Here is a 21,513-nt window from a genome sequence, read left to right as displayed (position 1 = left end):
CCATGTTCGACGACGCCCTCGTCCAGCGCCTCGCGCGCGAACTCGACGCCAGCGAGAAGTCGCGCGTCCAGGTCGAGCATTTCTCCAGGCGGCATCCAGGCATGACCATCGAGGATGGCTACGCGGTCTCGCGGGCGTGGGTGGCGATGAAGATCGCGGAAGGCCGGCAGGTGCGCGGGCACAAGATCGGGCTGACCTCGCGCGCGATGCAGCAATCCAGCCAGATCGACGAACCCGACTACGGCACGCTGCTGGACGACATGTTCTTCGAACCCGGCGACATCCCAACCGACCGCTTCATCGCGCCGCGCGTCGAGGTCGAGCTGGCCTTCATCCTCAAGCGCCCGCTGCAAGGCGAAGTGAGCGTCGATGAAGTGCTGGACGCCACCGACTACGTGCAGCCGGCCATCGAGATCATCGATGCGCGCATCGAACAGTTCGACCGCCACACCAAGGCGATGCGCAAGGTGTTCGACACCATCAGCGACAACGCGGCCAACGCCGGGATCATCCTGGGCGGCGAACGCGCCAAGCCGCGCGACGTCGACCTGCCTTGGGTCGGTGCCGTGCTGCGCCAGAACGGCGTGGTCGAAGAGACGGGTCTCGCCGCCGGAGTGCAGGGCCATCCCGCCGTCGGCGTCGCCTGGCTGAGCCGCAAGCTCGCGCCTTGGGGAGAATCGCTGCGGGCCGGCGAAGTCGTCCTCGCCGGTTCGTTCACGCGGCCCGTCGGCGCCAGGCGCGGCGACGAGTTCGATGCCGATTACGGCCCGCTGGGCCGTTTCCAGTTCCGCTTCACCTGAAGGAGCCTCGATGCAGACCCCCATCAACCCGTTCAAGCAGGCCATGCGCGAGAAGCGCGTGCAGTACGGCCTGTGGTCCAGCATGCTGGCGCCGATCCCGACCGAGATCGCCGCGGCGGCCGGCTTCGACTGGCTGCTGCTCGACGGCGAGCATTCGCCCAACTCGCCGCTCAACCTGCTGCAGCAGGCGCAGGTCGTCGCCGGCTATCCGGGCACGCACGCCATCGCGCGCATCCCGATGGGCCATGGCTGGATGGGGCAGGCCTTCATCAAGCAGGTGCTGGACGTGGGTATCCAGACGCTGCTGGTGCCGATGGTCGAGACCGCCGAGCAGGCGCGCGAACTGGTGCGCTGCATGCGTTACGCGCCGGCGGGCATCCGCGGCATGGCGGGTGTGCGGGCGTCGGGCTGGGGCCGCAACGTGAACTACGGCAAGGAAGCCAACGACCAGGTCTGCCTGCTGGTGCAGGCCGAGACGCGCGCGGCGATCGAGAACCTGGACGCCATCGCGGCGGTGGACGGCGTCGACGGCGTGTTCATCGGCCCGGCCGACCTGTCGGCGGCGTACGACCACGTGGGCGATCCGTGGCACCCGGAGATGCTGAAGATCCACGAGGACGCGTTCCGCCGCATCCAGAAGGCCGGCAAGGCGGTGGGCATCCTGACGCTGGAAGAAGACCGCGCCAAGCAGCACGTGCAGATGGGCGCGACCTTCATCGCGGTGGGCACCGACACCAACCTGCTGGTCAAGGGCACCAACGCGCTGGTGAAGGCCTTCAAGGGCACCGCGCAGGCGACGTCCAAGGGCAACTACTGAATCCGGCGAAGGAGACGCGCATGAACGCCGTCCTGCAACCCAAGATGCATCCCGACGAGTGGGCGGCGCGCGTGCAGCTGGCCGCGGCGTACCGCATCTTCGACATGCTCGGCTGGACCGAGATGATCTACAACCACATCACGGTGCGCCTGCCCGACAGCGTCACCGGTGGCGCGAAGCAGTTCCTGATCAACCCGTTCGGGCTGCACTACAGCGAAGTCACCGCCGGCAACCTGCTCAAGATCGACGTGCACGGGCGCAAGCTGGACGACAACCCGTGGCCGGTGAACCCCGCCGGCTTCACCGTGCACTCGGCGATCCACGAGAACATTCCCGACGCGCACTGCGTGATGCACACGCACACCACCAACGGGCTGGCGGTCGCGTGCACGCAGGGCGGGCTGGCGCAGAACAACTTCTACTCGGCGCAGCTGCACGGGTTGGTGGCGTACCACGACTTCGAGGGCATCACGATCCACGACGATGAAACGCCGCGCCTGTTGAAGAACATCGGCGACAAGCCCGCGGTGATCCTGCGCAACCACGGCCTGCTGTCCTGGGGCCGCACGGTGCCGCTCGCGTTCGTGCGGCTGTGGACCCTGCAGCGTGCCTGCGACGTGCAGGTGGCCCAGGCGGCGCTCGGTCCCGCCATTCCCGTGCCGCTGCACGTGGCGGAGAAGACGGTGCAGGACTCGTTCCAGTGGGACCAGAAGTTCGGCGCCGGGCAGGACGTGTTCGATGCCATGACGCGCCTGATGGAAGCCAAGAGCGGGACGAACTACAAGCAATGAAAGTCTGCATCTACGGCGCCGGCGCGATCGGCGGCTGGGTCGGCACGCATCTCGCGCGCGCGGGCCATGAAGTGAGCGTGGTGGCGCGCAATGCGACGCTGGACGCGCTGCAGCTGCACGGGCTGCGGCTGGACGAAGGCGGCACCACGCATTCGGCGCCCGTGCGCTCCAGCAGCGATCCGCGCGAGCTCGGCGTGCAGGACCTGGTGATCGTCGCGGTCAAGGCGCCGGCGATGGCGGACGTGGCCAAGGGCATCGGTCCGCTGATCGGCCCGGAGACCATGGTGATGACCGCCATGAACGGCGTGCCGTGGTGGTTCTTCGAGGGCTTCGGTGGCGAGCTGGCCGGCACGAAGCTGCAGGCGGTCGATCCGGGCGGCAGCATCGCGCGCGCGATTCCCGGCCGGCACATCATCGGCTGCGTCGTGCATGCGAGCTGCTCGCTGCACTCGCCCGGCTACGTCAAGCACCACTTCGGCAACAAGCTGATCGTCGGCGAGCCCTCGGGCGAGAAGACGGCGCGCGTGCGCCGGCTCGTCGAGGCGTTGCAGCAGGCCGGCCACGAGGTGCAGCTGTCCGACCAGATCCAGAAGGACGCCTGGTACAAGCTGTGGGGCAACATGACGATGAACCCGATCAGCGCGTTCACCGGCGCGACGACGGATCGCATGCTGGACGACGAGCTGGTGCGCGCGTTCGTCTCGCGCGTGATGCTCGAGGCCAAGGAGATCGGCGCGCGCATCGGCATCCCGATCGAGCAGACGCCGGAAGACCGCCACGCCGTCACGCGCAAGCTCGGCGCCATGAAGACGTCGATGCTGCAGGACGTGGAAGCGGGCAAGTCCGTGGAGCTGGATGCGCTCGTCACCGTCGTGCGCGAACTGGGGCAACTCACCAAGGTGCCGACGCCCTTCACCGACACGCTGCTCGGCCTGGCGCGGCTGCACGCGCGCGTGCACGGCCTGTACTGAGATGACGGCGGTCCTGCCCGGCCAACGCGCCCTGTCCGGCGCCGCGTTCGCGACGCTGCTGCTGATCGCGGTGATGATGGGCGCCAACCACGTCGCGGCGCGCATCGCCTTCAACAACGGCGTCGACGTCGCGACGGCCGTGGTGTTCCGCAGCACCGTGACGGCGCTGGTGATCATCGCCATCCTCGCGTCGCAGCGGGTGAAGGTCGCCTTCACCGCGCGGCACAAGAAGATGCTGCCGGTCATCGGGCTGCTGATCGGCATCCAGAGCCTGTGCCTCTATTCCGCCGTCGCGCGGCTGCCGGTGGCGCTGGCGCTGCTGGCGTTCAACACCTATCCGATCTGGACTGCGATCTGGTCGGGCATCGTCTACCGCACCAGGCCCGAGAAGGCGATGCTGCTGGCGATGCCGGTGATCCTGTTCGGGCTGGCGCTGGCCCTCGACGTTCTCGGCGCGGCCTCAGGTCTCGGCGCTGCCGGCCAGTGGAGCCGCATCGGCGCCGGCGTCGGCTTCGCGCTGGCGGCAGCCGCCACCTTTGCGCTCGCCTTGGTGCTCACGCAGCACGAAGCCGGCGACGTCGACGGCCGCGTGCGCACCGCCACCACGATGTGCATGGCGTCGCTGGTCGCGCTGGTCACGGTCACGCTGCAAGGCGGCTTCCACCTGCCCACCGCGCCGGCCGGCTGGGGCGGCATTGCGGCGCTCACGTTCCTCTACGGCACCGCCTTCACGATCATGTTCACCGTGCTGCCCAAGCTGGGCGTTGTGGGCAACAGCGCGATCATGAACGTCGAGCCGGTGTTCGCGCTGGTGCTCGGCTGGCTGATCCTGGGCCAGGCGATCGCGCCGATCCAGGTCGTGGGGGCGCTGATCGTGGTGGGGGCGGTGATGGTGCTGGGGATGCGGAAGAAGTCCTGAACCCGTCGTCCCCGCGGAGGCGGGACCCATCGCTTCCATCGAGCTTCTGAATGGACGCGGTGGATTCCCGCCTTCGCGGGAATGACGACTAGGCGACCAGCACCGGCACCCGCGCCGCCAGTGCACACATCAACTCATAGGCCACGGTCCCGCCCGCCCTCGCCACTTCATCGATCGGCTGCACGGTCCCCTTCGGCCCGTTTCCCCACAGCGTCACCTCGCTGCCGATGCGCGCATTCGGCACCGGCGCGAGGTCGACGGTCAGCATGTCCATGCTCACGCGCCCCACCAGCCGCGTCTTCACGCCCTCGACCAGGATCGGCGTGCCGGTCGAACAGTGGCGCGGGTAGCCGTCCGCATACCCACACGCCACGACGCCGATGCGCAGCGGCGCGTCGGCGGTGAAGGTGGATCCGTAGCCCACCGTGTCCCCCGCCTGCAATTGCTGCACCCCGATCAACTTCGACGACAGCGTCATCGTCGGCTGCAACTGCCAGTGGGCGGCGGCGTGCTCGGGGAAGTCGGGCGCGCTGCCGTACACCGCGATGCCGGGGCGCACCCAGTCGGCGCGGACGTTGGCGTCCTGGGCGTGGCGCAGGACGGCGGCGCTGTTGGACAGCGTGCGCTCGCCGGGCAGGTCCTTCGTCGCCTCGGCGAAGACCCGCATCTGGTGCGCCACGCCGCGCGCCGCATCGGAATCGCTGAAGTGCGTCATCAGCGAGATCTCGTCGACCTGCGGCAGCGCGTCCAGCCGCACCCAGGCCGTGCGGAAGGCGGCCGGCGTGAAGCCCAGGCGGTTCATCCCGGAGTTCAATTTGAGGAATACGCGGTGCGGCTGGTGCGTCTTGTGCGCGGCCAGCCAGTCGATCTGCTCCTCGCAGTGCACGGCATGCCACAGGTTCAGCCGCGAACAGAGTTCGAGGTCGCGCGCCTCGAAGGCGCCTTCCAGCAGCAGGATCGGCCCGCGCCAGCCCAGCGCGCGCACGCGCTCGGCCTCGGCCAGGTCCAGCAGTGCGAACCCGTCGGCGCCCCGCAGGCCCTCGTACACGCGCTCGATGCCATGGCCATAGGCGTTGGCCTTGACGATGGCCCACACCTTGGCGTCGGGCGCGGCGCGGCGCATGCGTTCGAGGTTCGCCCGCAGGGCGTCGGGATGGATGGTGGCCTGGATCGGGCGCGGCATTGGGGGGGCGTCGCTGGGGAGGGAACCGCGAGGATTTTGGCATTACACGCGTGATACCCTTCCGCGGTTTGAAGACCGTAGTCCGTCCCCTCGCCGGCCGTCCCGAGCTGGCCCATCCGCCAAGGTCATGAAGCGCGGCTTCTACACGATCATGGCGGCGCAGTTCTTCTCGTCGCTGGCGGACAACGCGCTGTTCGTCGCGGCCGTGGAACTGCTGAAGTCGGGCGGCGCCGCCGAGTGGCAGCGCGCGGCGCTGGTGCCCATGTTCGCGCTGTTCTACGTGGTGCTGGCGCCGTTCGTGGGCGCGTACGCCGACGCGCGGCCCAAGGGCTACGTCATGTTCGTCAGCAACGCGATCAAGGTCGTGGGCTGCCTGATGATGCTGTTCGGCACCCACCCGCTGATGGCGTACGCCATCGTGGGCCTGGGCGCCGCGGCCTACTCGCCGGCCAAGTACGGCATCCTCACCGAGCTGCTGCCCGCGTCGCAGCTGGTCAAGGCCAACGGCTGGATCGAGGGCCTGACCATCGCGTCGATCATCCTGGGCATCCTGCTGGGCGGCCAGCTGGTGGGCCACGCGATGTCCACGCGCCTGCTCGCGTTGGACTTCCCGATCTTCGACACCGGCATCGACACACCGCCCGAAGCGGCCATTGCGGTGGTGATCTTCGTGTACGCGCTGGCGGCCTGGTTCAACACGCGCATCCCCATCACCGGCGTCGAGATGCGCGCGATGCCACGCAACCCGCTGGAGCTCGTGCCCGATTTCTGGTCCTGCAACTCGCGCCTGTGGCGCGACAAGCTGGGCCAGATCTCGCTGGCGACGACGACGCTGTTCTGGGGCGTGTCCGGCAACCTGCGCTACATCATCCTGGCCTGGAGTGCCGCGGCCCTGGGCTACAGCACCACGCAGGCCTCGTCGCTCAGCGGCGTCGTGGCGCTGGGCACCGCGGTCGGCGCCATCGTCGCGTCGGTGCGCATGCGGCTGGACATGGCCACCAGCGTGATGCCGCTGGGCATCGCGATGGGCGTGCTGGTGATCCTGATGAACTTCATCACCAACGTCTGGGTCGCCGCGCCGTTCCTGATCCTGCTGGGCGCGCTGGGCGGCTTCCTCGTCGTGCCAATGAATGCATTGCTGCAGCACCGTGGCCACAACCTGATGGGCGCAGGCCGCTCGATCGCCGTGCAGAACTTCAACGAGCAGGCCTGCATCCTGGGCCTGGGCGCGTTCTACAGCCTGTCGGCGGGCCTGGGCCTGTCCGCCTTCGGCGCGATCACCGCCTTCGGCATCGTGGTCGCCTCCATGATGTGGCTGATCCAGCGCTGGCACGCCAGCAACCTGGTCAAGCACAAGGAAGAAGTCGACCACCTGCTGCGCATCGCGCGCCAAGACCCGGCGCATGGTCCGCATTGAGGGGCGCGTAGCTCCCGCGCTGGCGCTGGTCGCCAACGCCTTCGTCTGGGGCGTGTCGTGGTGGCCGTTCCGCCAGCTGCAGGCGCAGGGCCTGCATCCGCTGTGGGCCACCGCCTTCATCTACGTCGTCGCCATCGCCCTGCTGCTCGCCGTGCAACCGCACGCCTGGCGCGCGTTCGGCTCGCACGGGCAACTGTGGGCGCTGATGCTCGCGGCGGGGATCACCAACGTCGGCTTCAACTGGGCGGTGACCGTCGGCGACGTCGTGCGCGTGGTGCTGCTCTTCTACCTGATGCCGGCATGGAGCGTGCTGCTGGCTTGGCCGCTGCTCGGTGAGCGGCCGACCATGGCGGCGATCGTACGGCTGGCGCTCGCGCTCGTTGGACTGGTGGTGATCCTGCACGAGCCCGGCATGCCACTGCCCGTGCCGCGCGCGCTGCCCGACCTGCTGGCGCTGCTGGGCGGCTTCAGCTTCGCGCTGACCAACATCCTGCTGCGGCGCCTGCAGGACGCGCCGTCCGTGGCGCGGGTCGGCGCGATGTTCACCGGCGGGGCGCTCGCGGCCAGCAGCGCGGCGCTGCTGGGCATGGCGCAGGGTGCGGTGCCGGCGCCTGCCTTGGTCGGTATTGCCGGCACGGCGCTCGCGCTGGTGCTGACGCTCGGGTTCCTGGCCGGCAATGCCTGCCTGCAGTTCGGCGCGTCGCGGCTGCCGGCGCAGACCACCGCGCTGGTCATGCTGTCCGAGGTGCTGTTCGCCAGCGTGTCGTCGGTCCTGCTCGATGCGGCCGAGCTGTCGTCGCGCACCTGGGCCGGCGGCGCGCTCATCGTGGCCGCCGCCGGATGGGCGGCTTGGGCCTCCCCTCGCCAAGGAGACTCCGCGCAGCCACAATCCGCCGCATGAGCACCCTCCACGACTTCCAGGTCCAAGGCATCGACGGCCAGCCGGTGGACCTGAAGCAGTACGCCGGCAAGGTCGTCCTCGTCGTCAACACCGCCAGCGCCTGCGGCTTCACGCCGCAGTTCGGCGGGCTGCAGAAGCTGTACCAGCAGTACGTGGACCGCGGGCTGGTCGTCGTCGGCTTCCCGTGCAACCAGTTCGGTTCGCAGGATCCCGGCAGCAACGACGAGATCGCGCAGTTCTGCGAGCGCAACTACGGCGTCGACTTCCCGATGATGTCCAAGGTGGACGTCAACGGCGACAAGGCGGCGCCGCTGTGGAAGTGGCTGACCACCGAAGCGCCCGGGCTGCTGGGCAGCAAGGCGATCAAGTGGAACTTCACCAAGTTCCTGGTCGGCAAGGACGGCCAGGTCGTCAAGCGCTACGCGCCGCAGGAAGAGCCGGAGAAGCTGGCCAGGGACATCGAGGCCGCCCTGGCCGCCTGACGCACGTCAGTGCGTCTGCTGCGCCTGCTGCGCGGCTTTCAGCGGCGCCGTGAACATCTGCTGGAACGCGTCGGCCATCGGCGCTGCGGCGCTCATGGCGGCGCCCATCATCGCGGCGCCCGGCGACGTGGCCACGCCGTCGTCGGCCGCCTCGCGGGGCGCGCGACGGCGCGCCATCTCGGCCCCCGCCTTGGCCGAGGCCCCCATCAGCTCCTGCCAGTAGCGCATCGCTTCCTGGTACTCGTACAGCAGCAGCGTCGACTGGATCGACACCAGTTCCACCGGGCTGCTGGCCTTGCGGATGTTCTCGGCCGCCTGCGCGTGCAGCAACGCCGCGCGCTGCGCCATGTGCAGCTGGGCCTGCTGCAGCGACTCGGCAGCGCGGAACATCACGCCAAGGGATTCGACAGCAGTGGCCATTTGCTGCCGGCTCGCCTCGGCGAACGCGCCGGTGGTGCCCAAGGCCTGGGTTTCATCGGCATCCGTGGACGCGGTGGACGTGGAACGCTTGGAAGTCGCCATCTGGGTCTCCTGCCGGAGTTGCAATCGACCCAATCTAGGCGCATCGCCACCGGAAGGTGGCTGGGCAATCAACTGTTGCAGGCGAGCGCTTCGTCCAGCACTTCGACCCAATGCCTCACCGGCGTGCCGGTGCCCGACTGCAGGTGCGTGATGCAGCCGATGTTGGCGGATAGCACTGCCACGGGGTCCAGCGCGCCCAGGTGCTCCAGCTTGCGGTCGCGCAGCGACTTGGCGATGTCCGGATGCAGCACCGAGTAGGTGCCGGCCGACCCGCAGCACAGGTGCGATTCGTTGATCGCGACCCGCACGTCGAAGCCCAGCTCGCGCAGGTTGGTCTCCACGCCGCCGCGCAATTTCTGGCCATGCTGCAGCGTGCACGGCGGGTGGTACGCCAGCACGCCCTGGGGCACCTTCACCTGGCCACGCAGCGCGGGCAGCAGGTCGGGCAGCAGTTCGCTCAGGTCGCGCGTGAGCTCGCTGATGCGGCGCGCCTTGTCCGCATACGCGGCGTCGTATTTCAGGTGGTGGCCGTACTCGCGCACCGTGACGCCGCAGCCCGACGCGTTCATCACGATCGCCTCGACCTCGCCGCGTTCGACGGAGGGCCACCAGGCGTCGATGTTGCGGCGCATCTGCGCCAGGCCGCCCTCCTGGTCGTTCAGGTGGAACTTCACGGCGCCGCAGCAGCCTGCTTCGCCGGCGATCCCCGCCTGGATGCCGGCGGCATCGAGCACGCGCGCGGTGGCGGCATTGATGTTCGGCGCCATCGAGGGCTGCACGCAGCCGGCCAGCATCAGCACCTTGCGCGCATGCGTGCGCTGCGGCCACGCGCCGCCGGGGCGCCTGGCCGGCACCTTGTCCTTCAGCACGCCGGGCAGCAGGCCGCGCACCGCTTGCCCGAGCTTCATCGCCGGGCCGAACACGGGCGAGGTGAGGCCTTCCTTGAGCGACCAGCGCAGCGCGCGCGAGCCGGCGCCGCGCGGCACCTTCTCCTCCACGATGCGGCGGCCGATGTCGACCAGGTGCCCGTAGTCGACGCCGCTCGGGCAGGTGCTCTCGCAGTTGCGGCAGGTCAGGCAGCGGTCAAGGTGCAGCTGCGTCTTCTCCGTCGGCTGCTCGCCTTCGAGCACCTGCTTGATCAGGTAGATGCGACCGCGCGGGCCATCGAGCTCGTCGCCCAGCACCTGGTAGGTCGGGCAGGTGGCGGTGCAGAAGCCGCAGTGCACGCACTTGCGCAGGATGGCTTCGGCTTCGCGGCCGGCGTCGGTGCCGGCGAACTCGGGGGACAGGTGGGTCTGCACGTCAGAAATCGGGAAACAGGCGGCCGCGGTTGAAGATGCCGGCGGGGTCGAACTCGCGCTTGAGGTCGCGGTGGATGCGATCGAGCGGCGGCGCCAGCGGGGTGAATCGTTGGACGTCGGTGGCGCCCGCAGCACGAAACAGCGTCGCGTGGCCGCCGGCCTGTTGGGCGACGCGGCGCAGGTGCGCGGCATCGCCTGCATCGGCCGCGACCCAGCGCTGCGCGCCGTGCCAATCCACCAGCGGCGGCTCGGGCAGGTCCAGCACCGGCGCCGTCTGCGGCACCGACAGGCGCCAGAGGTCACGGCCCGCGCGTTCGGTGAACCAGGGCAGCTGCAGGTCGCGGGCGAGGCGCCAGTCGCCTTCGACCTGCGCGTTGTCCTGGCGCTCGCCCCCGAGCGTGCGACACGCTGCTTCCACCGCGGCGTGCGCGCCGCGCAGCCGCAGGAACAGCACGCGTTCGCCGTCGGCGTCAACCCAGTTGCTCGCATTCAACGGCAAGGGCTGGCCGCCCCACGCGTTGAGCCGCTGCAGCGCTTCCTGCTGCGACATCTGGAACTTGAGCGTGGCCTCGGCGACGGGCTTGGGCAGCACCTTGAGGCTGACCTCCACGATCAACCCCAGCGTGCCGAGCGCGCCGGCCATCAACCGCGAGACGTCGTAGCCGGCGACGTTCTTCATCACCGTCCCGCCGAAGCTGAGCAGCTCGCCGCGGCCATTGACCAGCGTCAGCCCGAGCACGTAGTCGCGCACGGAACCGACCGACGCGCGCGCCGGGCCGGACAGGCCCGCGGCCACCATGCCGCCGACCGTGGGCTCGCCGCCGACATGCGGCGGCTCGAACGGCAGGCACTGGCCTTGCGCTGCGAGCTCGGCCTCGAGCACCGACAAGCGCGTGCCGGCACCGACCGTGACGACCAGTTCGCTGGGCTCGTACGCGCGGATGCCGGCGAGGCCGTCGGTGGCGAGGATCTCGCCTTCGAGCCGCTGGCCGTAGAAGTCCTTGCTGCCGCCGCCGCGGATGCGCAGCGGGGTGCCGGCAGCCGAAGCGGCGCGGATGCGGTCGATGCAGGCAGCGAGTCCGTCCATGCACCGATCGTAAGCGGACGGACGAGTGGGCAGGCCGCTAGCCGGCGTGAAGTTCCTGCGGCGCGTCGATGAAGAAATTGACGGGCAGGCCGGGCACGTCGACGCGCAGCGCCACGAGCCGTCCCGACAGCGGGTAACGCGCCAGTTCGTCGTCGCTCCGGTTGCCGGCGCTGGTGACGTAGAGCGTGCGCAGGTCGTCACCGCCGAAGCACGGCATCGTGGGGCACAGGAACGGCGTCGCGAGTTCGCGCAGCACCTGGCCCCCGGGCGACAACTGCAGCAGCCGGCCGCCTTCGTACATCGCACACCAGTAGTTGCCATCGGCGTCCACCGCGGCGCCATCGGGGCGGCCGCCGTAGCCCGGCTGGCCGGGCTGCCAGCCGGCGGGCTTCGCGTCGAAGCGTGCCATCACGCGCTCGTCGCTGAGCGCATTGGTGGCTGCGTCCCAGTGCCACGCGCGGACCACGTGCGCCTGCGTGTCGGTCCAGTACAGCGTGCGCGCATCGGGCGACCACGCGAGACCGTTGGCGGTGGTCACCCCGCCCGCGTTGCGGTCGAAACGCATCGGTGCGGTGCGCGCATCCAGGCTGAACAACTCGCCCGCCGGCGTGTGCTTCGGCTCGAACAGCGTGCCGATCCAGAACCGGCCGACAGGATCGGCCTTGCCGTCGTTGCAGCGCGTCGTTGCCGTGTCGTACGGCGCGGCTTGCAGCAGCTCGAGCGCGCCACCCCATTCATGCGCCCGGAAGATGCCGGTGCGCAGCGCGATCACGAGCCCGCCGCCGCGCACCGGTGCGATGCAGCCGGGCTCGTGCGGCATCGGCCAACTGTCCAGCGAAGCGGTGCGCGGATCGAGGCGGCGCAGCGCGCGCCCCGGGATGTCGACCCAGTACACGCGCCCTTCGTCCGGGTGCCAGTACGGCGATTCGCCGAGCTGGTCGCGGTGCCCGGTCACGGGCTGCCATGGCGGCATCGTCATCGGGCCATTGTGCCGCTCGTGCACCACGGCCGCGCGTGCTGCGCGTACCATCCCCGGCACCTTGAACGAAGCCACCTCATCCATCAGCGCGGCGGAAGCGAACCTGCTGCGCGTCGAAGCGGCGCGTTATGCGCTGCTGCGCCGGCTGGCGTATGCGATCCGGCACCAGCTCGTCATGCACCTGCAGCCGATCGGCATGGTGAACGAAGTGCTGGACCGGCGCCTGCGCGTGCCGCAGCCCGACCTTGCGCAGGTGCGCGAGGGCGTCGGCAAGATCAACACCCTGTCCAAGACCGCCGTGAACGCGTGCCTGGACGTGATCACCTGGCTGGCGCCCGAAGCCGGCGCGACGGTGCCCGCCGAAGCAGGCGTGCAGGAAATCATGGAGCTGCTGCGCAGCAACTTCAGCTTCCGCGGCTTCGCGCTGCTAAGCGAAGTGCAGGCGCTGCCGCAACCGGTGAACAAGGGCGCCGTGCGCCTCGTGCTGCCCGGCGTGCTGCTCGCGCTGTCGGACACCATGGACGCGCCGGCGCAGATCGTGATCTCGGGCCGCACGGGCGAGGACGTCGTGCAGCTGCAGGTGCGCGTCTCCCCGCAACCCGGTGAAGCGCCGCCCGCGCCGCAACTGCCGTATCGCGGCCTGCAATGGGCCGACGTGCTGGCGATGGCGCGATCGGAAGACGTGGACCTCGAGCGCACCGACACCAGCGCCACGCTGACGTTCCCGGTGCTCGAATGAAAAAAGGCCCGCCGAAGCGGGCCGAACATCCAAAGGAGACTCGTTCTCTCTGCCCGGCCCGGCGCTCGCAACGCTGGGCCGGTTTCCCTGGTTTACCGGTTGTAGGCCGTCTCGCCGTGCGACGAGATGTCCAGGCCCTCGCGCTCTTCCTCTTCGCTCACCCGCAGGCCGATCAGCAGGTCGACGATCTTGTAGGCGATGAAGGACACGATGCCCGACAGCACCACGGTGGTCAGCACGCCCTGGAACTGGATCCAGACCTGGCTGGCGATCGAGTAGTCGGCGCTGGCCTTGTTGGCCACGTAGTCGTAGATGCCGGTGCCGCCCAGCGAGGGCGATGCGAACACGCCCGTCAGCAGCGCGCCCAGGATCCCGCCGACACCGTGGACGCCGAACACGTCCAGCGCGTCGTCGGCGCCCAGCAGGCGCTTGAGCCCGTTGACACCCCACAGGCAGACCAAGCCGGCCAGCAGGCCGATCAGGACCGCCCCCATCACGCCGACGAAGCCGCAGGCCGGCGTGATCGCCACCAGGCCGGCGACGGCGCCGGACGCGGCGCCGAGCATCGAGGCCTTGCCCTTGGACAGCGCTTCCCCCGCGATCCACGCCAGCGTCGCGGCGGCCGTGGCCAGCAGCGTGTTGACGAAGGCCAGCGCCGTGACGCCGTTGGCTTCCAGGTTGGAACCGGCGTTGAAGCCGAACCAGCCGACCCACAGCATCGCCGCGCCGACCATGGTCAGCGTCAGGCTGTGCGGGGCGAAAGCTTCCTTGCCGTAGCCGACGCGCTTGCCCACCAGGTAGGCGCCCACCAGGCCGGCGATGCCCGCGTTGATGTGCACCACGGTGCCGCCGGCGAAGTCGAGCGCACCCTTGGCCCACAGCCAGCCCGCGGCGGCGGTCACCGTCTCGAGCGACTTGGCGTCGGTGATCGCGTCCGGGCCGTCCCAGTACCAGACCATGTGCGCCATCGGCAGGTAGCTGAAGGTGAACCACAGCACCACGAACAGCAGCACCGCGGAGAACTTCATGCGCTCGGCGAACGAGCCCACGATCAGCGCGCAGGTGATGGCGGCGAAGGTGGCCTGGAAGGCGACGAAGCTCAGCTCGGGAATGACGACGCCCTTGCTGAAGGTGGCGGCGACCGAGTCAGGAGTGATGCCGGCCAGGAACATCTTGCCGAAGCCGCCGAAGAACGCGCTCCCGCCGGTGAACGCCACGCTGTAGCCGTACAGGGCCCACAGCACGTAGATCAGCGACGTCACCACGAACACCTGCATCAGCACCGACAGCATGTTCTTGCTGCGCACCAGGCCGCCGTAGAACAGTGCCAGGCCGGGGACGGTCATGAAGATGACGAGCGCGGTGGCGATCGTCATCCAGGCCGTGTCGCCCTTGTTGGGGACCACCGCCGGCGCGGCAGCGGAGGCGGCGGCGGGCGCGGAGGCGGCGATTGCCGCGGCAGGCGCTGACGCAGCCGTCGCTGCGGGCGCGGAGGCCGAAGCCTCCGCGGGGGCGGACGCCGCCGGCGCCTGGGCGAGCACGGCCGCCGACCCCGCGAGGAGGCCCAGGCCGAGCGCGAGGGACGCGAATAGCTTTCTCATGGCTGTCTCTCTTGGTGGGGGGAGGGGACTACAGGGCGTCCTGGCCGGTCTCGCCGGTGCGGATGCGCACGACCTGCTCGAGGTCGTAGACGAAGATCTTCCCGTCGCCGATCTTCCCGGTGCGCGCGGCACCTTCGACGGCTTCGATGACGCGCTCGACGAGGTCCTCGCCGACCGCCGCCTCGATCTTCACCTTCGGCAGGAAGTCGACGACGTACTCGGCGCCGCGGTACAGCTCCGTGTGGCCCTTCTGGCGGCCGAAACCTTTCACCTCGGTGACGGTGATGCCCTGCACGCCCATGCCGGACAGTGCCTCGCGCACTTCGTCCAGCTTGAACGGCTTGATGATGGCGGTGACGAGTTTCATCGGTAGTCCTCCAGCGCGGCGCGCTCAGAAGTTCTTCTTGAGGCCGACCACCAGCGCGGGAGCGGCGAGGTCGCGCGAGCCCGAACCGGGGAGCAGGTACGGCGCGTCGAAGTGCTGCTTCCAGTCGGTGCCGACCAGCGCGCCGCTGATGACGAGGCCGTTGACGTCCTTCGCGAGGGTCAGCGACCAGTCGCGGTAGGTATCGAAGTTGCGGATCTTCTGGGCGCCGACGTGCGGCACGAGCGACAGGCCGTTGCCCAGGTCGAAGGTGGCCGACAGGTCGAGGTAGCCGCTGCCCTTGCTGTTGGGCGTGCCGAACAGGTTGGTCAGGCTGTGCGAGTACTTCAGCGTCACGACGCTGACCGTGACGCCGCCGTACAGCTCGAAGGTGTTGGCGTTCTCGCCGGTGATGTTCTTGTACGAGTTGCCGGGGTACCAGTACTGCAGGCCGCCGACGTCGAACGACACCAGGTCGTTGAACGCGCCCTTGTAGCCGCCGTAGACGTCCAGCTCCAGCGGCCCCTTGGCGCTGGCGACGCCGGGGATCGACGAGTCCTTGATCCAGCTGATCGTGGAGCCCCAGGTGCCGAGATAGAAGCCGCTCTTGTGCGCGACGTCGGCGCCGAACTGCAGGGCCGGGTTCTTGCCCGACTGCGAGATGCCGCGGTACCGGTACTCGGTGACCGCGCCGACGTTGTACGAGAGCGCGTAGTCGGGCTCGGGCGCCTTGGTCTGGGCGAACGCCGCACCGGACATCAGCAGCGCGCCGAGCGCGAGGGTGGCCTTCAGTTGCATGGAGTCTCTCCGTCCTCTGGTAGTGAATGGGAATGTTGCGGAAGGGCTTTAGCAGGAGGCGTGCCACCACCGTCTCCACCAGCTGCAGGACGGCCTTGCGCAGGGTGGTTCGTTAGAGGAAGGCGGCGCCCGCGCACCGCGGGCGTGCCCAGGTCGCCCGCCACCGTGCACGGGCACCGCGCATGCACTCAATCAGGGAGGAAAGCCGCCGTGAGCCTTGCTTTGGTGCGCAGCCGCGCGCTGCTGGGCTTGCAGGCGCCGCAGGTCACGGTGGAAGTCCACCTGGCCAACGGCCTGCCCCTGTTCACGCTGGTGGGCCTGGCCGACACCGAGGTCAAGGAGGCGCGCGAGCGGGTTCGCTCGGCTCTCCTGACCTGCGGGTTGGACTTCCCGCACAACAAGCGCATCACGGTGAACCTCGCGCCGGCCGACCTGCCGAAGGACTCGGGTCGCTTCGACCTGCCGATCGCGCTGGGCATCCTGGCCGCCAGCGGACAGATCGATGCTGGGAAGCTCGAGGGCTTCGAGTTCGCGGGCGAGCTGTCGCTGTCGGGTGAACTGCGTCCCGTCCGCGGGGCCCTCGCGATGAGCCTGGCGCAGCACGGGATCGGCGGCGGCACGCAGGTCGTGCTGCCGCCGGGCAGTGCGGAAGAGGCGGCGCTGGTGCCCGGTGCGCGCGTGTGGCGCGCGGTGCACTTGCTCGACGTGGTCGGCCGCTGTTTGAAGGAGCCAGCGGAACCGGGAGATGGCTGGTCGCGCGCCGTCGCCGTGCCGCCGATTGCGACGGCCGTGCTGCCGGACCTGGCCGACGTGAAGGGGCAGGCCGCCGCGCGCCGCGCGCTGGAGATCGCCGCAGCCGGCGGGCATGCGGTGTTGATGGTCGGTCCGCCCGGTGCGGGCAAGTCGATGCTGGCGCAGCGCTTTGCGGGCTTGCTGCCGCCGATGGAAGTGCGGGAGGCACTGGAGACGGCAGCGCTGGCCAGCCTGTGCGGCCGCTTCGAGCTCGAGCGGTGGGGCATGCGCCCGACGTGCGCGCCGCACCATTCGGCGAGTGCGGTCGCCCTGGTCGGAGGTGGGTCACCGCCGCGGCCGGGCGAGATCTCGCTGGCGCACCACGGCGTGCTGTTCCTGGATGAATTGCCGGAGTTCCCGCGCATGGCGCTGGAGGCGTTGCGTGAGCCGCTGGAGACCGGGCACATCACCATTGCGCGGGCGGCGCGGCGCTCCGAATTTCCCGCGCGCTTCCAGCTGATTGCCGCGATGAACCCCTGCCCGTGCGGTTGGCTCGGCGCGTCGCACCGCGCGTGCCGCTGCACGCCGGACCAGGTCGCGCGTTACCAGGGCCGCCTGTCCGGCCCGCTGCTCGATCGGATCGACTTGCACGTCGATGTGCCGGCGCTCGCGCCGCAGGAGTTGCTCGATGCGCCGGCGGGGGAAACCACCGCAGCCGTGCGCGAGCGCTGCGTCGCGGCGCGTGCGCGCGCGGTCGACCGTCAAGGCAAGCCGAACCAGGCGCTGCACGGCGCGGAAATCGACGGGCTGGTGCGGCTCACGCATGCGGGCGGTGAGTTCCTGCAGCGTGCAGCCGCGACGCTGGGCTGGAGTGCGCGCGCCACGCACCGCGTGCTGAAGGTCGCGCGGACGGTGGCCGACCTTGCAAGTGCGCCTGACGTCGAGGTCGCGCACGTCGCCGAAGCGGCGCAGTACCGCCGCACGCTGGTCACGGCGGCGTGACGGCCTGCGCAGGCCCGGCACCGGACATCGTCATTCCCGCGAAGGCGGAATCAGTGCCAGCGCGGCCGGCGCTGCCAGAAGGAACTTCGCTCGTGCGCCTGCTGCGCCTTGGCCTGTCGCGCGGCGACGCGCTTGTGCCGAGCCTCCTCGCCCGCCTTGGCGACCGCGGCGCCGAACAGCAGCACGCCGGCCGAGAAGTAGATCCAGAACAGCAGCACGACCAGCGACCCCGCGGCGCCGTAGGCCGACACCACCGCGGCACGCGCCAGGTACAGCGTCAGCAGTTGCCGGCCCACCGCGAACAGCACGGCGCCGACCACGCCGCCGATCACCAGCGAACGCAGCGCCGGCTTGTGCCCCGCCGACAGCCGCATCAGCGCGACGAACAACGCCGCGCACAGCGCGAGCGACAGCACCTCGTTCAGCACGCGCAGCCCGGCTTCCAGCAGCCCATACGAACCCGCCCACCCGGAGAAAATCGACAGCACGGTGGACACCACCAGCGACACCAGCAGCAGGAAACCGAAGGTCAGGATGTAGGCGACGCCGCGCAACCGAAGCGAGGCCGTGTGGCGCCAGTTCGCCTTCGGCGTACTGCTGCCGTCGGCCCACACGCGCGCGAACGCTTCCTGCAGCTCGCCGAACACGCCGGTGGCGCCGAACAGCAGCACCGCGAAGCCGGCCAGCGTGGCGAGCGCCCCTTGCGCGGGTTCGCGCGTGCTGCTCAGCGCCTGCTCGATGACGGCTGCGCCCTGCGGCCCCACGAGCCCGCCGATCTGCTCGACCAGCGTGTGCTGCAGCATCTGCCGGTCCATCCACCAGCCCAGCACGGCCACCATCACCAGCAATACCGGCGCCAGGCTCAGGATCCCGTAGAACGAAATGGCCGCGCTCATGCGCGTGCCGCCGGCCGTGTTCCACAGCTGGAACGCGCGCCACACCGGCAGCAACGGCGCGAGCAGGCGGCGAAGCACCGCGCCACGGGCAGCTCGAAAGTCCATGCCCCAGCTTGGCGCCTGGGCCGCAGCCCGTTTATCAGCGAGCCCCAGCCACGGCCGTAGGACGGCGGCGAACCGGAGGCGCGGCCAGCCCGAGCAGGCACAATCCACGCGATGCAAGGGCCCGGCGACGGCTGGGCCAGCGTGACCCCGTGAACGACGACGAACTGCTCCTCGACCGACCGCCGACCGGCGGCTTCAGCCCTTCGCTGGGCGAGCCGCGCATCGTGCCGCCGATGACCGCGACCAGCGGCCCCGTGGCCGGCGCGCCGCCGCGCCCGCAGCGGCCCAGCCTGTCGCTCGTGCTGCCGTGCCGCAACGAGGCCCGCAACCTCGAGACGCTGCTGCCGCTGCTGCTGGCACGCGTGGCCAAGCTGGCCGAGCGCTGGGAGATCGTGCTGGTCGACGACGGCAGCACCGACGACACCGCCGCCGTCATGCAGCGCTGGGCGGCCAAGCCGGGGTTCCGCGCCGTGCAGCTGTCGCGCAACTTCGGCAAGGAAGCGGCGCTGACCGCCGGGCTGCGGCACACCAGCGGCGAGGTCGTGGTGAGCATGGACGCCGACATGCAGCATCCGCCCAGCCTGCTGGAGGAGATGCTGGTGCACTGGCGCCAGGGCGCCGACGTCGTCTACGCCGTGCGCGCCAACCGCGACGACGAAGGCCTGATCAAGCGGGTCGGCACGCGGGCCTTCTACCGGCTGCTCAATGCGTTCGAAGGCTTCGACGTGCCGCCCGACGGCGGTGACTTCCGCCTGATGGACCGCGCCGTGGTCGACGCGCTGCTGTCGCTGCCCGAGCGCACGCGCTTCATGAAGGGCCTGTACGCGTGGGTCGGCTTCCAGGCCGTCGCCCTGCCCTACGTGCCGGGCGAGCGCGCACACGGCAAGACGCACTTCAACTACCGGCGGCTGGTGAGCCTGTCGCTGATCGGCCTGACGGCGTTCACCACCTGGCCGCTGCGGCTGGCCACGGTGATCGGCATGCTGGTCGCGTTCTTCTCGATGCTGTACGGCGTGTTCCTCACCGTCGCCTACTGGCTGTGGGGCAACGAGGTGTCGGGCTGGACCACCATCGTGGTCGGCGTCGCCCTGCTGCTGGGCATCCAGATGGTCCTGATCGGCATCGTCGGCGAGTACGTCGGCCGCATCTTCGAGGAAGTGAAGGCGCGCCCGCTGTACGTGGTCAAGGACGTGCATGGCCAGGGGTTGACGGGCCGATGACCGGATTGCCGCGGCGCCCCGCCGCGCTGCTCGCGCTGGCCTTCGCCTGGCTGGCGTTCACCACCTGGATCCGGCCGCTGGCGCTGCCCGACGAGGGCCGCTACATCGGTGTCGCCTGGGAGATGGTGCGCTCGGGCGAATGGCTCACGCCGACGCTGGACGGCCTGCCCTACTTCCACAAGCCGCCGCTGTTCTACTGGATCACCGGCGCGTCGCTCTCGCTGTTCGGCAACGTCGAATGGGCCGGCCGCGTCGCGCCGTGGTCGGGCGCCTGCCTGATGGTGGCCAGCGCGTTCCTGTTCGGCCGCCGCTGGCTGGGCGACACCGTCGGCCGCGCGTGGGCGCTGGTGCTGGCGACGATGCCGCTGGTGTTCATGTCGGCGCAGTACTCGAACCTGGACATGCTGGTGGCCGGCTGGATCACGGCCACCATCCTCGCGTTCGCGCACGCGTCGCTGCTGCCGATGGACGATCCGTCGCGCCGCAAGTGGCTGATCGCCGGCGGTGCGCTGGCCGCGGGCGCCACGCTGGCCAAAGGCCTGATCGGCTTCGTGCTGCCCGGCATGGTGCTGATCGCCTGGCTGCTGCTCGCGCGCCGCTGGCGCCGCATCCTGTCGCTGTTCTGGTGGCCGGTGCTGCTGGTGTTCCTGGTGGTCGCGGCGCCGTGGTTCGCGGTCATGCAGGAGCGCTTCGACGCCTTCCTGCACTACTTCTTCGTCGTCCAGCACTTCAGCCGCTACACGCAGGCCGGGTTCAACAACGCGCACGGGCCGTGGTTCTTCCCGGTCGTGCTGCTGGTGTTCGGCTTGCCATGGACCTTGTGGCTCACGCGCCGCGCCCCTGCCCCGGCCGACGACACCGCCCGCGCCGTGCGTGTGCTCGCGTGGGTGTGGCTGGTCGCGATCGTGGCGTTCTTCTCGCTGCCGCGCTCCAAGCTGGTGGGGTACGTGCTGCCGGCGGTGCCGCCGCTCGCGCTGCTGGTGGCGCTGCGCTGGCAGGCCGTTCGCGAGCTCGCTGGCCGCGGCGCGATGCTCGCGCGAGTGACCGTGATCGTGGCTGCCATCACTTGCCTGGTCGCGCCGGTCGCGGTCGCGCTCGCCAAGCAGAAGCACACTCGGGACCTGGCGCGCATCGTGGCCACGCAGCCCGATCGCCCGATCGCCTTCGTGCGCAACTACTACTTCGACCTGGCGTTCTACGCGCGGCTGCAGCGGCCGGTGCCGGTGCTGGAGCGCTGGGACGACAAGGCACTCACGCAGGCGGACAACTGGCGGCGCGAGTTGCTGGATGCCAGCGAGTTCCTCGCACCCGGCACGCCGTCCCCGCTGCTGCCCACCAGCGCGCTGGTGCAGGCCAATTGCCCCGGCGTCACCAGCTGGGTTGTCGGCGGCAGCGACATGAAGGAGGCGTTCCCAATGCTGGCGTCGAACGCGCGCGAGGTCGCGCGCAGCCGCGACACCGTGCTGTGGGAAGTCAGGGATTGGGTGCCGGTGGCGGCGCAGTGCGGCGCCGGAACGCCCAGCGCGAGCTCAGCAGGTAAGTCATGACGGCGACGGCGACGAGCACGAGCGCCAGCGCGACGTCGTACCGCAAGCCCGACAACCGCAGCGTCGCCGCGTACATCAGCTCGTTGGCCGCGAACCCGGCTGCGGAAATCGCGAAGAAGCGCGGCGCCGCCTGCTGCACCGGCGCGCGGCGATCGCCGAAGGTGAAGCGGTGCTGGCCCGCGAACGACACCACGAACGCCACCAGCCAGCCGCCGACGTTGGCGAGCAGCGGATGCGTGCCGGTCGCTTCCACCAGCACCTTCACGACGGCGAAGTGCACGGCAGCGGCGGTCGCGCCGACGAGGATGAAGCTGGCGAGGCGCCGGATCGGGATCATGC

Annotated in this window: 22 protein-coding genes; 12 read left to right on the top strand and 10 right to left on the bottom strand. The window is 70.0% G+C overall.

All coding sequences use genetic code 11. The features are described 5' to 3' along the window. The first annotated feature begins 2 nt into the window (after nt 1-2). From hpaH to I8E28_RS02475, 5 genes are read left to right on the top strand one after another with little or no spacing between them, the layout of a single operon-like run. Nucleotides 3-800: a 2-oxo-hept-4-ene-1,7-dioate hydratase gene (gene hpaH / locus I8E28_RS02495; RefSeq protein WP_200790211.1), complete on the top strand. Its 798-nt coding sequence runs from the start codon at nt 3-5 to the stop codon at nt 798-800. Between the two features lie 10 nt (nt 801-810). Continuing rightward, nucleotides 811-1,617, top strand: a complete 807-nt coding sequence (locus I8E28_RS02490) for an HpcH/HpaI aldolase family protein (RefSeq protein ID WP_200786269.1) — start codon at nt 811-813, stop codon at nt 1,615-1,617. Nucleotides 1,618-1,637: 20 nt separating this feature from the next. Next, nucleotides 1,638-2,408 carry a class II aldolase/adducin family protein gene (locus I8E28_RS02485; RefSeq protein ID WP_200786268.1) on the top strand — a complete coding sequence of 257 codons (771 nt, stop codon included), beginning with the start codon at nt 1,638-1,640 and terminating at the stop codon, nt 2,406-2,408. Beyond that, the gene (locus I8E28_RS02480) at nt 2,405-3,379 is read left to right on the top strand and encodes a 2-dehydropantoate 2-reductase (protein ID WP_200786267.1); all 975 of its coding nucleotides are present in this window, start codon (nt 2,405-2,407) and stop codon (nt 3,377-3,379) included. The genes I8E28_RS02485 and I8E28_RS02480 overlap by 4 nt, the downstream gene beginning before the upstream one ends. 1 nt (nt 3,380) lies before the next feature. Continuing rightward, entirely contained in the window at nt 3,381-4,298 is a 918-nt protein-coding gene (locus I8E28_RS02475) for a DMT family transporter (RefSeq protein ID WP_200786266.1), read from the top strand. A gap of 88 nt (nt 4,299-4,386) precedes the next feature. Here the strand turns inward: I8E28_RS02475 and alr are convergent, their stop codons facing one another. Continuing rightward, nucleotides 4,387-5,481 carry an alanine racemase gene (gene alr / locus I8E28_RS02470; protein ID WP_200786265.1) on the bottom strand — a complete coding sequence of 365 codons (1,095 nt, stop codon included), beginning with the start codon at nt 5,479-5,481 and terminating at the stop codon, nt 4,387-4,389. A 127-nt stretch (nt 5,482-5,608) separates the two neighbouring features. Between alr and lplT the strand changes: the two genes are divergently transcribed. Genes lplT through I8E28_RS02455 form a run of 3 tightly spaced genes read left to right on the top strand, consistent with a single transcriptional unit; the run spans nt 5,609 to nt 8,281 of the window. Next, nucleotides 5,609-6,898 (top strand): lysophospholipid transporter LplT, encoded by a 1,290-nt coding sequence (gene lplT, locus I8E28_RS02465; protein ID WP_200786264.1) that lies wholly within the window; start codon nt 5,609-5,611, stop codon nt 6,896-6,898. Then, nucleotides 6,885-7,799: a DMT family transporter gene (locus I8E28_RS02460; protein WP_200786263.1), complete on the top strand. Its 915-nt coding sequence runs from the start codon at nt 6,885-6,887 to the stop codon at nt 7,797-7,799. The genes lplT and I8E28_RS02460 overlap by 14 nt, the downstream gene beginning before the upstream one ends. Continuing rightward, nucleotides 7,796-8,281: a glutathione peroxidase gene (locus I8E28_RS02455; protein WP_200786262.1), complete on the top strand. Its 486-nt coding sequence runs from the start codon at nt 7,796-7,798 to the stop codon at nt 8,279-8,281. The genes I8E28_RS02460 and I8E28_RS02455 overlap by 4 nt, the downstream gene beginning before the upstream one ends. Nucleotides 8,282-8,287: 6 nt before the next feature. On the opposite strand, the gene I8E28_RS02450 is transcribed toward I8E28_RS02455, so the two are convergent. The 4 genes from I8E28_RS02450 to I8E28_RS02435 all read right to left on the bottom strand — a co-directional run bounded on the left by I8E28_RS02450 (nt 8,288) and on the right by I8E28_RS02435 (nt 12,170). Next, a complete protein-coding gene (locus I8E28_RS02450) occupies nt 8,288-8,803 on the bottom strand; it encodes a phasin family protein (protein WP_200786261.1) in 516 nt (171 codons plus the stop codon). Nucleotides 8,804-8,871: 68 nt separating this feature from the next. Continuing rightward, nucleotides 8,872-10,104, bottom strand: coding sequence for a glycolate oxidase subunit GlcF (gene glcF / locus I8E28_RS02445; RefSeq protein ID WP_200786260.1), 1,233 nt, complete (start codon nt 10,102-10,104; stop codon nt 8,872-8,874). 1 nt (nt 10,105) lies between these two features. After that, nucleotides 10,106-11,191, bottom strand: coding sequence for a glycolate oxidase subunit GlcE (gene glcE, locus I8E28_RS02440; RefSeq protein WP_200786259.1), 1,086 nt, complete (start codon nt 11,189-11,191; stop codon nt 10,106-10,108). A 37-nt stretch (nt 11,192-11,228) separates the two neighbouring features. Continuing rightward, entirely contained in the window at nt 11,229-12,170 is a 942-nt protein-coding gene (locus I8E28_RS02435; RefSeq protein ID WP_200786258.1) for an SMP-30/gluconolactonase/LRE family protein, read from the bottom strand. Nucleotides 12,171-12,231: 61 nt separating this feature from the next. Here I8E28_RS02435 and I8E28_RS02430 point away from each other — a divergent pair, with 61 nt between their 5' ends. Then, nucleotides 12,232-12,909 carry a hypothetical protein gene (locus tag I8E28_RS02430; protein WP_200786257.1) on the top strand — a complete coding sequence of 226 codons (678 nt, stop codon included), beginning with the start codon at nt 12,232-12,234 and terminating at the stop codon, nt 12,907-12,909. 92 nt (nt 12,910-13,001) lie between these two features. On the opposite strand, the gene I8E28_RS02425 is transcribed toward I8E28_RS02430, so the two are convergent. The 3 genes from I8E28_RS02425 to I8E28_RS02415 are packed head-to-tail and all read right to left on the bottom strand — an operon-like array spanning nt 13,002 to nt 15,672. After that, complete coding sequence (locus I8E28_RS02425; protein ID WP_200786256.1) at nt 13,002-14,510, bottom strand: ammonium transporter; 1,509 nt, start codon at nt 14,508-14,510, stop codon at nt 13,002-13,004. Between the two features lie 28 nt (nt 14,511-14,538). After that, nucleotides 14,539-14,877, bottom strand: coding sequence for a P-II family nitrogen regulator (gene glnK / locus I8E28_RS02420; protein ID WP_200786255.1), 339 nt, complete (start codon nt 14,875-14,877; stop codon nt 14,539-14,541). 24 nt (nt 14,878-14,901) lie between these two features. After that, nucleotides 14,902-15,672, bottom strand: coding sequence for a TorF family putative porin (locus tag I8E28_RS02415; RefSeq protein ID WP_200786254.1), 771 nt, complete (start codon nt 15,670-15,672; stop codon nt 14,902-14,904). Nucleotides 15,673-15,882: 210 nt separating this feature from the next. On the opposite strand from I8E28_RS02415, the gene I8E28_RS02410 reads away from it, so the two are divergent. After that, complete coding sequence (locus I8E28_RS02410; RefSeq protein WP_200786253.1) at nt 15,883-17,406, top strand: YifB family Mg chelatase-like AAA ATPase; 1,524 nt, start codon at nt 15,883-15,885, stop codon at nt 17,404-17,406. A 50-nt stretch (nt 17,407-17,456) separates the two neighbouring features. Here I8E28_RS02410 and I8E28_RS02405 read toward each other — a convergent pair whose 3' ends face one another. Next, nucleotides 17,457-18,407, bottom strand: coding sequence for a YihY/virulence factor BrkB family protein (locus tag I8E28_RS02405; protein ID WP_200786252.1), 951 nt, complete (start codon nt 18,405-18,407; stop codon nt 17,457-17,459). A 149-nt stretch (nt 18,408-18,556) separates the two neighbouring features. Between I8E28_RS02405 and I8E28_RS02400 the strand changes: the two genes are divergently transcribed. Then, complete coding sequence (locus I8E28_RS02400) at nt 18,557-19,627, top strand: glycosyltransferase family 2 protein (protein ID WP_338050706.1); 1,071 nt, start codon at nt 18,557-18,559, stop codon at nt 19,625-19,627. Then, the gene (locus I8E28_RS02395) at nt 19,624-21,174 is read left to right on the top strand and encodes an ArnT family glycosyltransferase (RefSeq protein WP_200786251.1); all 1,551 of its coding nucleotides are present in this window, start codon (nt 19,624-19,626) and stop codon (nt 21,172-21,174) included. The genes I8E28_RS02400 and I8E28_RS02395 overlap by 4 nt, the downstream gene beginning before the upstream one ends. On the opposite strand, the gene I8E28_RS02390 is transcribed toward I8E28_RS02395, so the two are convergent. Beyond that, nucleotides 21,101-21,511: a GtrA family protein gene (locus I8E28_RS02390; RefSeq protein ID WP_200786250.1), complete on the bottom strand. Its 411-nt coding sequence runs from the start codon at nt 21,509-21,511 to the stop codon at nt 21,101-21,103. The genes I8E28_RS02395 and I8E28_RS02390 overlap by 74 nt on opposite strands. Nucleotides 21,512-21,513 lie beyond the last annotated feature (2 nt).

This window comes from Ramlibacter algicola (assembly GCF_016641735.1).
Classification (GTDB): domain Bacteria; phylum Pseudomonadota; class Gammaproteobacteria; order Burkholderiales; family Burkholderiaceae_C; genus Ramlibacter; species Ramlibacter algicola.
The sequence above is the reverse complement of the archived record's forward strand: the minus strand, read 5'-3'. Positions and strand labels throughout refer to the sequence as shown.

Bases quoted from the DNA above. Each gene is read 5' to 3' on its own strand.
- hpaH (WP_200790211.1), top strand. From the start codon at position 3: ATGTTCGACGACGCCCTCGTCCAGCGCCTCGCGCGCGAACTCGACGCC.
- I8E28_RS02490 (WP_200786269.1), top strand. From the start codon at position 811: ATGCAGACCCCCATCAACCCGTTCAAGCAGGCCATGCGCGAGAAGCGC.
- I8E28_RS02485 (WP_200786268.1), top strand. From the start codon at position 1,638: ATGAACGCCGTCCTGCAACCCAAGATGCATCCCGACGAGTGGGCGGCG.
- I8E28_RS02480 (WP_200786267.1), top strand. From the start codon at position 2,405: ATGAAAGTCTGCATCTACGGCGCCGGCGCGATCGGCGGCTGGGTCGGC.
- I8E28_RS02475 (WP_200786266.1), top strand. From the start codon at position 3,381: ATGACGGCGGTCCTGCCCGGCCAACGCGCCCTGTCCGGCGCCGCGTTC.
- alr (WP_200786265.1), bottom strand. From the start codon at position 5,481: ATGCCGCGCCCGATCCAGGCCACCATCCATCCCGACGCCCTGCGGGCG.
- lplT (WP_200786264.1), top strand. From the start codon at position 5,609: ATGAAGCGCGGCTTCTACACGATCATGGCGGCGCAGTTCTTCTCGTCG.
- I8E28_RS02460 (WP_200786263.1), top strand. From the start codon at position 6,885: ATGGTCCGCATTGAGGGGCGCGTAGCTCCCGCGCTGGCGCTGGTCGCC.
- I8E28_RS02455 (WP_200786262.1), top strand. From the start codon at position 7,796: ATGAGCACCCTCCACGACTTCCAGGTCCAAGGCATCGACGGCCAGCCG.
- I8E28_RS02450 (WP_200786261.1), bottom strand. From the start codon at position 8,803: ATGGCGACTTCCAAGCGTTCCACGTCCACCGCGTCCACGGATGCCGAT.
- glcE (WP_200786259.1), bottom strand. From the start codon at position 11,191: ATGGACGGACTCGCTGCCTGCATCGACCGCATCCGCGCCGCTTCGGCT.
- I8E28_RS02435 (WP_200786258.1), bottom strand. From the start codon at position 12,170: ATGACGATGCCGCCATGGCAGCCCGTGACCGGGCACCGCGACCAGCTC.
- I8E28_RS02425 (WP_200786256.1), bottom strand. From the start codon at position 14,510: ATGAGAAAGCTATTCGCGTCCCTCGCGCTCGGCCTGGGCCTCCTCGCG.
- glnK (WP_200786255.1), bottom strand. From the start codon at position 14,877: ATGAAACTCGTCACCGCCATCATCAAGCCGTTCAAGCTGGACGAAGTG.
- I8E28_RS02415 (WP_200786254.1), bottom strand. From the start codon at position 15,672: ATGCAACTGAAGGCCACCCTCGCGCTCGGCGCGCTGCTGATGTCCGGT.
- I8E28_RS02405 (WP_200786252.1), bottom strand. From the start codon at position 18,407: ATGGACTTTCGAGCTGCCCGTGGCGCGGTGCTTCGCCGCCTGCTCGCG.
- I8E28_RS02395 (WP_200786251.1), top strand. From the start codon at position 19,624: ATGACCGGATTGCCGCGGCGCCCCGCCGCGCTGCTCGCGCTGGCCTTC.
- I8E28_RS02390 (WP_200786250.1), bottom strand. From the start codon at position 21,511: ATGATCCCGATCCGGCGCCTCGCCAGCTTCATCCTCGTCGGCGCGACC.